This is a genomic window from Methylobacterium aquaticum, from assembly GCF_001043915.1.
In the GTDB taxonomy this organism is placed as follows: domain Bacteria; phylum Pseudomonadota; class Alphaproteobacteria; order Rhizobiales; family Beijerinckiaceae; genus Methylobacterium; species Methylobacterium aquaticum.
In genome coordinates, this window is the sequence record NZ_LABX01000045.1 from 36,938 (window position 1) to 48,181 (window position 11,244).

Genomic DNA, 11,244 nt, shown 5'->3' on the forward strand with positions numbered 1-11,244 from the left:
CCGAGGGGCCCGCACAGGCGAAAGCCCGGCACGGGGCCGGGCTTTCGTAGGGTGGCTGTCAGAGGAAAGGGAGGCGTCAGGCCGCCTCGGCCTCGTCTTGCAGGTCCTCGCCGTCGGCCTCGGCCTCCGCCTCGGCGCCCTTGGCCCGGCGCGGCGACTTGGCGAGGCTCTGCTCGATCAGCTTGAGCGACTCGGTGTCGGTGATGCGGTTCACCGCCGCGATCTCGCGCACCACCCGGTCGAGGGCCGCCTCGTAGAGCTGGCGCTCGGAATAGGATTGCTCGGGCTGGGCGTCCGAGCGGTAGAGATCGCGCACCACCTCGGTCACGGCGATCAGGTCGCCGGAATTGATCTTCGCCTCGTATTCCTGTGCCCGGCGCGACCACATGGTGCGCTTCACCCGGGCGCGGCCGGTGAGCACGTCGAGCGCCTTCTTGACCAGCTCGGGCTCGGCGAGCTTGCGCATGCCGACCGAGTTCGCCTTGGCGGTCGGGACCCGCAGGACCATCTTGTCCTTCTCGAACGACACCACGAACAGCTCTAGCTTGTAGCCGGCGATCTCCTGCTCCTCGATGGCCGTGATGCGGCCGACGCCGTGGGCCGGGTACACGATCGCTTCGCCGGTCTTGAAGCCCTGCCGGGCGGCTGTCGTCTTCTTGGCGGTCGTCATGCGGGGGTGGCCTCCAGGTCACCGTTCGCGGCAATGTCCGCGACCGGATCATTCATCCGGGTCAGGGCACCCGGCGAAAAATACGCGCCTGCCGGACGTCCTGAGGGGCGTCCGCCAGTCCCTGTCAAACCATAGCTAAGGAACGTCCGAACGCGCTGCGGACCGGATAAGATCCACCTCGGCTGATCGCATGCCGCCTCGCCCCATCGAAGAAATCCCGCTCGGTGGACGAAGGCCGCACGTCGGACGCAAGCGACGGCGATCAGGAACCTAGCACGAAGAGGCCAGAAAATCAAAAAAATTCAGGCGCCCGGCATGGCTGCCCGGGCACCCTGCATGATGTTTCACCAGCGTAACGGGCCAATCGCAGACCGGCCATGCGGATCCGGCAGGGATGGCAACGGAGCAGCAACCATCCCGGCCGGATCGGTCGGACGGCTCAGTCACCCGAGCCGGGATTGGCCGAGAAATGAGCCTCGAACTTGCCGGTCTTGCCGTCCCATTCCTTGGCGTCGGCCGGGGCAGCCTTCTTCTGGGTGATGTTGGGCCAGCTCTTCGCCATGTCGGCGTTCAGCTTCAGCCAGCTCTCCAGGCCCGGCTCGGTATCGGGCTTGATCGCCTCGGCCGGGCATTCCGGCTCGCACACGCCGCAATCGATGCATTCGTCCGGCTGGATGACGAGCATGTTCTCGCCCTCGTAGAAGCAGTCGACCGGACACACCTCCACGCAGTCCATGTACTTGCACTTGATGCAGTTCTCGGTGACGACGTAGGTCATGGGCCGGTCAAACCTCGAAGGCTGAGCAGGGCGCTCGCGTGGCGCCCGGGGCATCTGGGGCGGGCCTTAGACCCGGGAGGCCGGGCTTGCAAGCCACCCTGTGGGGGGCGGCCTCGCGTTGCCCGGGCGCGTCGCCTTCGCGTCACGCTTTCGCCCGCGGGGCCGTCAGCCTGCATCGTCGGGCGAGGGGCCCGCCGAGAGATCGGCATAGAGCAGCCTCGCCTCGGGCGCCGGGCCCCGCCGCTCGCCGAGATCGAGCACCCGCACCGCCGCCGTGACGTGCTGAGCCGCGACCGTGACGACGTCGCCCACCGCCAGCGCCTTCGAGGGCGCGTCGGCCCGCTGGCCGTTCACCCGCACGAAGCCGTCCTCGATGAGGCGCGCGGCCAATGAGCGCGTCTTGGCGAAGCGCGCGAACCACAGCCACTTGTCGAGGCGCTGCCGGTCCGCGCGCATGGCGCCCGGTCAGCGCTTGTCGCCGTCCCTCGCCTCCATCTGCGCCTTGAGGGCGAGAAGCTTGGCGAAGGGGGAATCCGGATCCGGGGCGCGCTCGCGGCGGGGCGGCCGGGCCTCGTGCTGGCCGCCGTTGCGCGGGGCGCCGTCACGACGTTCCTGCGGCGGACGGCCTCCCTCGCGACCACCCGGATACGGCCCGCGCGGGGGACGCCCGTCGCGGCGACCCTCACCCCGGTTCTCGCTCCGGTTCTCGCCGCCACGGCCCTCGAAGCGGGTCTCGGGCCGACCCTCGCCGGCGGGACGGCTCTCGCCCCCGCCGGCGGGGCGGCTCTCGCCCCGGTTGTCCGCCGGGCGCCGATCGCCCCAGCGCTGGCCGTCGCGGGGCGCGCGATGATGGGCCCGCTGCTCCGCCGGCGCGCCCTCGCTCCCCTCGCCGCTGCGCGGATCGGGGCGTTGGAAGCCGCCGCGCGGGCGGCCGTCCCGCTGGCCTTCGCGCGACTGGCCGTCCTGCGGCCGGCCGCGGCCCTGGTGGCGCGGCGCATGGCTGCGCTGGTGGCGGTGCATCCGCCACACCTCGATCATGATCGGCTCCGCCGGCGCGGCGGGCTCACCCGTCGCCTCGGCCGTCTCCACGGGCGCAGTCTCGTCGGTCTCGCCCGCCGCGGCGTCGGTGGCCTCGACCGCGGCCGGCTCCTCGAATGCCGGCGCCTCGACCGCACCATCCTGGGCGACGGTCTCTTGAGCCGAAGCCTCTTCGGTCACGGCGTCCTGGGTGACGACGTCGTGGTGAGTGATGACGTCTTGCTGGGGGATGACGTCTTGGGTGGCGTCTTGGGTAACGGCCTCCTGGGCCGCAGCCTCCTGGGCCGCAGCCTCATGATAGGTCGCAGCCTCCTGGGCCGCCGCCTCCTGGGCCTGCTCCGTCGCCTCGGCCTGCACCGGCTCGGCGGCCGTCGCCTCGGCGGCCGTCGCGTGGTGACCGGCCTCCTCGCTCGGCGCCGTGTCCGCCGTCACGGCCTCGGCCTGCGCGTCGTCACCGGTCGCGGCATCCGCGGCCTCGCCTGCCTCCGCCGGAGCCTCGCCGGCTTCCACCACCTTCGGCTGCACCGGCACCATCGGGGCGGCCGGGCGCAGGGCCACGGTGATCGCCGGGCCGGGCCGGCGGTCGACGACGTAGCCGAGGGACTTCAGGATCGAGGCGAAATCCTCGCCCGAGCAGCCGACCAGCGAGGTCATGCCGACGGTCGGCACGAAGCCGTCCTTGTCGGCGGCGCCCGGAGGCGGCTCGCCCGGGGTGGTGCCGGGCACGTAGGCGATGGCCGGGCGGATCAGGTCGGCGAGGCGTTCCAGGATGTCGACGCGCACCGCCCGGCCGCCGCAGACCCGGAAGCCGGCGGCGCGGTAGAGGCCCTTGGCGATCTCGGGATCGACCGGCATCGAGGTGCGGCCGGAGCCGGCGAGATGCGCGATCTCGTCGAGGCCTCGCTGGTCGAGGCCGCCATTCTGCAAGGCCCAGAGCTGCGCGGCGAGCGTGCGCGGCGCGGGCTTCAGCAGGGCCGGCATGGTGATGTGGTAGGCGCCGAAGCGCACGCCGTGCTTGCGAAGCGCCGCGCGGCCCTCCTGATCGAGGCTGCGCATCTCGTTGAGGACCTTGGCGCGCTCCAGCACGCCCAGCGCCTCCGCCACCTGGAAGCCGATGCCGCGGGCAAGGCCGGTCAGGTCGGCGGCGGTCTCCAGCTCCAGCGCGGGTCCGAGCAGGCGCACGATATGCGCCTTGAGCCAGGCGTTCAGCCGGGTCTCGACCTTCTCGCGGGCCGCGCCGGCGAGCTGCTCGTCGGCCAGCAGCCGCAGGCCCGGGGCGTAGAGCTTCTCGCCCGGGACGAGCTTGGCGACCGGGTTGCCGGTCCAGCGGATCGTGCCGTCATTCGAGAGCACCAGGGCGGCGTCGGCCGCGGCGGCGAACCGGTCGGCCCGCGCCTCGATCTCGCTCGCCAGCGCCTTCTCGGCGGCGCTGCGCAGGGTCTTGGCTTCCTGGCCCTCGGCGCCGGGATCCGGCACGAACTGGAACCCGTGCAGGTGGCCGACGTGCTGTCCCTCGACCGTCACGTCGCCGCCTGCGGTGATCTCAGCTTCCAACATGGTATTCTCTCTCAGGCGCCGCATCAGCACGCTGGTGCGCCGATCGACGAATCGACTCGCCAGCCGCTCGTGCAAGGCGTCGGACAGCCTGTCCTCTACCCGACGCGTCTCGCCCTGCCAATGCTCCGGGTCGGCGAGCCAGTCCGGCCGATTCGCCACGAAGGTCCATGTTCGCACGTGAGCGATGCGCTGCGACAGGGCGTCGATGTCCCCGTCGGTGCGATCGACCATGGCGACGTGCTGGGAAAACCAGTCGACCGGGATCCGACCGGCCATGCCGCGCATCAGGAAGCGGAAGAGCTGGGCGATCAGGTCGGCATGGGTCTGGATCGCCGATTTCCGATAATCCGGGACGCCGCAGACCGCCCAGAGCCGCTCGACCGCGCTCTTCGAGGTGGCGTAGTCGCGGATGTCGTCCTCCTTCGCCAGAAGGTCGAGGGCCGCCTCGTCGTCGCCGGTGGGAGCGCGGGTCAGGCCGCGTTCGGTCGGGTGCTCGCCGAGGCTGCGGCGCAGAGCGTCGACCGAGTGGAAATCGAGGTCGGGGTTGCGCCATTGCAGCATCCGCAGCGGCTCGAAGGTGTGGCTCTCCAGGGCCTCCACCATCTCGGCTTCCAGCGGCGGGCAGCGCCCGGTGGTGCCGAAGGTGCCGTCGCGCAGGTGGCGCCCGGCGCGTCCGGCGATCTGCGCCATCTCGGAAGGGGAGAGATCGCGGAAGCGCGTGCCGTCGAACTTGCGGTTCGACGCGAAGGCGACGTGGTCGACGTCGAGGTTGAGCCCCATGCCGACGGCGTCGGTCGCCACCAGGTAATCGACCTCGCCGGACTGGTAGAGCTCGACCTGGGCGTTGCGGGTGCGGGGCGAGAGGGCGCCGAGCACCACCGCGGCGCCGCCGCGCTGGCGCCGCAGCAATTCGGCGATGGCATAGACCTCCTCGGCCGAGAACGCCACGATGGCGCTGCGCTGGGGCAGGCGCGAGAGCTTGCGGCTGCCGGCGAAGCTCAGCTGCGACAGGCGCGGCCGGGTGGTGACGTGGATGCCGGGGATCAGCGCTTTGACCAGCGGCTCCATCGTGGCCGAGCCGATCAGCAGCGTCTCCTCGCGGCCACGCTGGTGCAGCAGGCGGTCGGTGAAGGTGTGGCCGCGGTCGCGGTCGGCACCGAGCTGGATCTCGTCGATGCCGACGAAATCGACCTCGCTGTCCCGCGGCATCGCCTCGGCGGTGCAGATCCAGTAGCTCGGCCGGTGCGGCTTGATCTTCTCCTCGCCGGTGACGAGGGCGACCCGCTCGGGTCCGATCCGCTCGACCACGCGGTGATAGACCTCGCGGGCGAGGAGCCGCAGCGGCAAACCGATCATGCCGGTCGGGTGGCCGAGCATCCGCTCGATGGCGAGGTGGGTCTTGCCGGTATTGGTGGGACCGAGCACCGCCGTGGCGCCGCGCAAGCGGGCCTGCGGTGAGAGGGAACGGCGCGTCATCGGGTCGGACAGACATCCTCGGGGCGATTGGCAGCAGCCGCCGCGCCGTCCCGAACTCGGCGCCGGAGCCGTCGCGCGACCCCTTCAGCGCTCCGGATCGCGGCCGCGGAGCAGCCGTGGCCCGGCCGGCGGCCTCCCGTCATATGGGGCGGAGACGGACCGATCGCCATACGGGGAGGGCGACGGCAGGCCGGGCGGGGCGAATCCCGGAACGATGACCTCGATGCGGGGATCGGGCGCCCGGCCCTGTTCCAGGTCGGCGCAGAGGGTCTCCGGCACCGCCGTGAGCGGTCCGGGCGGGTTCGCGCCGATCGTCGCCGAGGAATAGGCGTCGCCGCCGCAATCAGGCCCGTTCCCGAGGCCGCCCGCAAGGGCTGGGAGCGGGGCCAGCAGGAGGAGGAAGGGGAGGGCGCGCCGCACGGTTCTAGCGCCCGTCCGCCGGAGCCTCCGGCGCTTGCGCCGCCGCCTGCACGCTCGTCTCCGGGGCACCCTGGCCGCTCTGGGACCACCGCGTCGCCTCGATGATGTTGAGGCCGATCTGGGTGCGGACGGCGATGCGCAAGGGGAGCAGCACCCGCGCGCCGGCGACAGGGGCGAGCCACACCGACATCTCGGTGTTCTCCTCCATGAACTTCACCCCCGGCCGGTCCGGCCGGTGGCCGGCGATGGGCTGGTAGCGCGCCTTGCAGACGAGGACCGGCCCCGCATAGCCGGGCTTCTGGACGCTGCGGGTCTCGCCGTAGCTCAGCACCACGTTGAACCGGCTCGCGCCGTCGAAGACCGGGATGATGCGGTTGCAATTCTGCGGATCGGTCAGGTCGCCGTGGCCTTGCGCCGGCATCATCAGGGCGCTCACCGGATCGATTACGCCGCGCTTATGCGTCTCGCTGACGGTCACCCGCTCGGGGTCCGGCACCAGCGGGGGGGCGATGTCGGAGGCGACCACGTTGCCGCGGGCCATCGCCATACGCACGGTGATCGAGGCGCTGGCGCTGTGGGAGGCCAGCGCGAAGGCTGCCGGCACCGGCCGGGCCGTCACCGTGCCGCTCGCCCGGCCCGACCCATAGCCGCCCGTGATCGCGCCGACGAGGCCGGTGAGACGGGCGCTGACATCCATCGTGTAGCGCTGGCCCTGCACCGAACCGGTGACCTGTGCGGTCCCGATCGGCACGCCGGCCAGCGTGATGCCGTAATCGACCGTCACGGCCGTCTCGCCGGCCTTGGGCGCGCGGCCCCGCGCCGCCTGGGCTGGCGTCGCCTCGCCGGACGGGAGGGCGAGCCCCGCCGCGAGGGCGAGCGAGAGGAAGGCCGTGCAACGCATGAGGGAACCGATCTCGAACGCCATCGCCCGCCTGCGATGAAGCGGGGAAAATCTGTCCCTATCGTGACGCGATCAGGGTTAACGGACCGTCTCGCCGCGCCCCCGTGGCTGGTCGGGGCGCGTCCGGCCGGCGGACCGCACTCCGGCGCGGCGCGCCTCTCCCGGGCGCGAGAGGGCGGCCCGGGGTCGCTCGCTCGGAGGCACGATCGGGGTCTGCGCCTTGACGAGACCCACACTCTCCCTCTATAGGCGCGTGCTTTCCAGGGACTTCGCGGGGTCCGGTTCAGTCCGGGGTGCGCAGCACGCCCGGCTCTCTCGCGTTGCGTGGTCCCTCGCCGAACCAAGACCAGTTGAGGATATAGACCATGTCGCGTCGCTGCGAGCTCACCGGTAAGGGGGTGCTCACCGGCCACCTCGTGAGCCACTCGAACCGCAAGACCAAGCGCCGGTTCCTGCCGAACCTGTGCAACGTCACCCTGCTCTCCGACACGCTCGGCCGCTCGGTGCGCCTGCGCGTCTCGGCCAACGCCCTGCGCACGGTCGAGCACCGCGGTGGCCTGGATGCGTTCCTGATCAAGGCCGGCGAGACCGATCTGTCGCAGAATGCCCGCCTGCTGAAGCGCGAGATCGAGAAGAAGCTCGCCGAGGCGGCCTGATTTTTCGCGGTGGAGGCGTCCAGCGACTCCTTCGCCAGGACGATGACGAGAGCACGGTGACGAAAAACCCCCGGATGCGCCGACGGCGCCCGGGGGTTTTTCGCTTTGGCCACTGATACCAACGGCCGTTGAAAACGACCTTTGGTTCCGTTCTCCAATTTTCGCTCAGCCAAAGGCTGAGTATCGAAAATATGAGATGGTTCATCGGCCCGACGCGTCAGCATCTTGGGCCGATGGTATGAGATGTGCCGTCACGCCGTCGGTCCTGCCCACACACGAACCTGATCCCGATGTGCCGCACAGCGGCGCCTCGGAATCAGGTTCGTGTGTGGGATGGGTCTATGGCTCTACCGCCGCCCGCCTGCCGCCATCCGGCGCACCGGCGCAGGGCCGGCATCCTCCTCGAACAGCTCGGCCAGCTTCTCGGTCATCACGCCGCCGAGTTCCTCGGCGTCGATGATGGTGACGGCCCGGCGGTAGTAGCGGGTCACGTCGTGACCGATGCCGATGGCCAGAAGCTCCACGGGTGAGCGGGTCTCGATCTCGTCGATGACGTAGCGCAGGTGGCGCTCCAGGTAATTCCCCGGATTGACCGAGAGGGTCGAGTCGTCGACCGGGGCGCCGTCGGAGATCACCATCAGGATCCTGCGCTGCTCGGGCCGGCCGAGCAGGCGCTTGTGGGCCCAATCCAGGGCCTCGCCGTCGATGTTCTCCTTGAGCAGGCCCTCGCGCATCATCAGGCCGAGATTCTTGCGCGCCCGGCGCCATGGTGCGTCGGCCGACTTGTAGACGATGTGGCGCAGGTCGTTGAGGCGCCCCGGGGTCGGCGGCTTGCCCGATTGCAGCCAGGCTTCGCGCGATTGCCCGCCCTTCCAGGCACGCGTCGTGAAGCCCAGGATCTCGACCTTGACGCCGCAGCGCTCCAGCGTGCGGGCCAGGATGTCGGCGCAGGTCGCCGCCACGGTGATCGGCCGGCCGCGCATCGAGCCCGAATTGTCGAGCAGCAGCGTGACGACCGTATCGCGGAAATTCGTGTCCTTCTCGTGCTTGAAGGAGAGCGGCTGGAACGGGTCGATCACGACGCGCACGAGCCGGGCCGGGTCGAGCTGGCCTTCCTCGAGGTCGAATTCCCAGGCGCGGTTCTGCTGGGCGAGCAGGCGCCGCTGGAGACGGTTCGCCAGCCGCCCGACCACGCCCTGGAGATGGGCGAGCTGCTTGTCCAGGTAGGAGCGCAGGCGCGCCAGCTCGTCGGCGTCGCACAGATCCTCGGCGTGGACGACCTCGTCGTATTTCTGCGAGAACACCTTGTAGTCGGGGCCGCGCGGCTCGTTGGCCCGCGGGCCCGGCGGTCGCCAGGATTCGGAGGCTTCCTCCGAATCAGCATCCTCAGCATCCTCCGGCAACTCTCCCGACGGCGCGTCGGCGGCCTCGGTGGCGCCTTCCTCGATCTCGTCGGACGCCTCGTCCGAGACCTCCATCTCGGCCCGGTCGCCCTGGCTCTGCTGCTCGGCCTCGCCCTCGCCGGCCTGCTGCTCGTCCGACTCGGCCTCGTTCTCGTCGTCGTTCTCTTCGTCGTCGGGATCGAGGGGCGCCTCGTCCGCCATGTCGAGGGAGGAGAGCAGGTCGCGCACCGAGCGGGCGAAGGCACGCTGGTCCTCCAGGGTGCCGAGCAGCCCGTCGAGGTTGCGCCCGGCCCGGTCCTCGATGAACTCGCGCCACAGCCCGACGATGCGCTGCGCCGCCGGGGGCGGGGCCTGGCCAGTCAGGCGCTCGCGCACCATCAGGGCGACGGCGTCTTCGAGCGGGGCGTCGGCCCGGTCGGTGATCTCCTCGTACTTGCCGCCGCGGTGGTAGCGGTCCTCCAGCATCGCCGTGAGGTTGCCGGCGACGCCGGCCATCCGGCGCGAGCCGATCGCCTCGACCCGGGCCTGCTCGACCGCGTCGAAGACCGCGCGCGCGGCGGCGTTCTCGGGCGCCAGGCGCCGGTGGACCGCGTTGTCGTGGCAGGCGAGACGGAGCGCCATCGAATCGGCATGGCCGCGCAGGATCGCCACGTCGCCGGGGGAGAGCTTGCGCGGCGGTTCCGGCAGGCGGGCCTTGTCGCCGGTGAGCGCCGGCCGGTCGGTCGCGAAGGTGACCTCGATCTCGGCCTTGCGGGCGATGGCCCGCAGCGTCCCGGCCACCGAGCGCTTCAGCGGCTCGGCGACGGACTCGCGCTTCTCGCCGGGCTTGCGGTTGGAGATGGACATAGCAAGGCTACTTCTTCAGCGAGTCGAAGTCGGAGGGGCGCGGCGTCGTGGGAAGGCGTCGTGGGCATGCGCCGGCGCGCTCGGGGTCGGTCCTCCGGCGGGGCCGGCCCCGCTGCGGCGGCGCCTCGACGCGGCGCTCGCGCAGCGGGATCCCACCCTCCGGCGACGGCCCCGACGCCGTCAGCTCAGCGCGACGTTGACCGCGCTCTCGGGCAGCTCCTTGCCGAAGGAGCGCTGGTAGAACTCGGCCACCAGGGCGCGCTCCAGCTCGTCGCACTTGTTGAGGAAGGTGACCCGGAAGGCGAAGCCGATATCGTTGAAGATGTCGGCATTCTCCGCCCAGGTGATCACCGTGCGCGGGCTCATCACGGTCGACAGGTCGCCGTTGATGAAGGCGTTACGGGTCAGGTCGGCCACGCGCACCATCTTGTTGACGACGTCGCGCCCGCCCTCGCCGCGGTAATGCGGCGCCTTGGACAGGACGATGTCGACCTCCCGGTCGTGCGGCAGGTAGTTGAGCGTGGTGACGATCGACCAGCGGTCCATCTGGCCCTGGTTGATCTGCTGGGTGCCGTGATAGAGGCCCGACGTGTCGCCGAGGCCGACCGTGTTGGCGGTGGCGAACAGGCGGAAGCCGGGATGGGGGCGGATCACCCGCTTCTGGTCGAGGAGCGTCAGGCGGCCCGACACCTCCAGCACGCGCTGGATCACGAACATCACGTCCGGGCGGCCGGCATCGTACTCGTCGAAGACGAGCGCGACGTTGTTCTGCAACGCCCAGGGCAGGATGCCGTCCTGGAAGGCGGTGACCTGCTTGCCCTCCTTGAGCACGATCGCGTCCTTGCCGACGAGATCGATGCGCGAGACGTGGCTGTCGAGGTTGATGCGAATGCAGGGCCAGTTCAGCCGCGCGGCGACCTGCTCGACATGGGTCGACTTGCCGGTGCCGTGATAGCCGGTGATCATCACCCGGCGGTTGCGGGCGAAGCCGGCGAGGATCGCCAGGGTGGTCTCGCGGTCGAACAGGTAGTCAGGGTCGAGATCCGGCACGTGCTCGTCGGTGGCCGAATAGGCCGGCACTTCGAGGTTCGAATCGATCCCGAACACCTTGCGCACCGAGACGGTCGTGTCCGGGAGAGCGGGTGGCGTGTTCTCAGCAAGCATACGGACCTCGTCGGGGCAGGCCGGCCCTCCATGGGCGATCCTGCGAATGTCGCGACGGCGCGGGAAGACCGGCGGGCGCCGCATGTCCTTAATCTGCGGGGGGAGCCGGCGCAAACGTGCCTGAGCCGGATATATGGGCGAGGCGTCGCGTTTCGAGTCCCTCCGTCGCGCAGCAGGGATGCGAGATCCGTGCCCGCCGGGGCCCCGCTCCGCTCAGCACAGGCCGGCGCCCCGCAGGGTGTCGTGGGCCTTGATGATGTCGCGCAGGCGGTCCTCGAAGGAGCGGTCGCCGCCATTGGCGTCGGGGTGGAAGCGCTTCACCAGCGCCTTGTACT

General features: G+C 70.8%; 9 protein-coding genes and 1 pseudogene. 1 reads left to right on the plus strand and 9 read right to left on the minus strand.

Going from position 1 to position 11,244, the window contains the following annotated elements:
* Positions 1-76 precede the first annotated feature (76 nt).
* The 6 genes from VP06_RS06150 to VP06_RS06175 form a co-directional block, all read right to left on the minus strand.
* Entirely contained in the window at positions 77-670 is a 594-nt protein-coding gene (locus VP06_RS06150) for a CarD family transcriptional regulator (protein ID WP_048462947.1), read from the minus strand.
* Positions 671-1,109: 439 nt separating this feature from the next.
* Positions 1,110-1,448 (minus strand): ferredoxin FdxA, encoded by a 339-nt coding sequence (gene fdxA, locus VP06_RS06155; RefSeq protein ID WP_048462948.1) that lies wholly within the window; start codon positions 1,446-1,448, stop codon positions 1,110-1,112.
* 165 nt (positions 1,449-1,613) lie between these two features.
* The gene (locus VP06_RS06160) at positions 1,614-1,904 is read right to left on the minus strand and encodes an RNA-binding S4 domain-containing protein (RefSeq protein ID WP_048462949.1); all 291 of its coding nucleotides are present in this window, start codon (positions 1,902-1,904) and stop codon (positions 1,614-1,616) included.
* A 9-nt stretch (positions 1,905-1,913) separates the two neighbouring features.
* Positions 1,914-5,519 carry a helicase-related protein gene (locus VP06_RS06165; RefSeq protein ID WP_048462950.1) on the minus strand — a complete coding sequence of 1,202 codons (3,606 nt, stop codon included), beginning with the start codon at positions 5,517-5,519 and terminating at the stop codon, positions 1,914-1,916.
* 84 nt (positions 5,520-5,603) lie between these two features.
* Positions 5,604-5,939: a hypothetical protein gene (locus tag VP06_RS06170; protein WP_053081554.1), complete on the minus strand. Its 336-nt coding sequence runs from the start codon at positions 5,937-5,939 to the stop codon at positions 5,604-5,606.
* 4 nt (positions 5,940-5,943) lie between these two features.
* Positions 5,944-6,840 carry a DUF3108 domain-containing protein gene (locus VP06_RS06175; RefSeq protein WP_048462959.1) on the minus strand — a complete coding sequence of 299 codons (897 nt, stop codon included), beginning with the start codon at positions 6,838-6,840 and terminating at the stop codon, positions 5,944-5,946.
* Positions 6,841-7,205: 365 nt separating this feature from the next.
* Here VP06_RS06175 and rpmB point away from each other — a divergent pair, with 365 nt between their 5' ends.
* A complete protein-coding gene (gene rpmB / locus VP06_RS06180; RefSeq protein WP_048462951.1) occupies positions 7,206-7,496 on the plus strand; it encodes a 50S ribosomal protein L28 in 291 nt (96 codons plus the stop codon).
* Between the two features lie 347 nt (positions 7,497-7,843).
* Here rpmB and cobT read toward each other — a convergent pair whose 3' ends face one another.
* The 3 genes and pseudogenes from cobT to VP06_RS37915 all read right to left on the minus strand — a co-directional run.
* Positions 7,844-9,745 (minus strand): cobaltochelatase subunit CobT, encoded by a 1,902-nt coding sequence (gene cobT, locus VP06_RS06185; RefSeq protein WP_048462952.1) that lies wholly within the window; start codon positions 9,743-9,745, stop codon positions 7,844-7,846.
* Positions 9,746-9,925: 180 nt separating this feature from the next.
* Positions 9,926-10,909 carry a cobaltochelatase subunit CobS gene (gene cobS, locus VP06_RS06190; RefSeq protein ID WP_048462953.1) on the minus strand — a complete coding sequence of 328 codons (984 nt, stop codon included), beginning with the start codon at positions 10,907-10,909 and terminating at the stop codon, positions 9,926-9,928.
* 213 nt (positions 10,910-11,122) lie between these two features.
* Positions 11,123-11,244: pseudogene (locus VP06_RS37915) on the minus strand (molecular chaperone DnaJ); the annotation flags it as partial.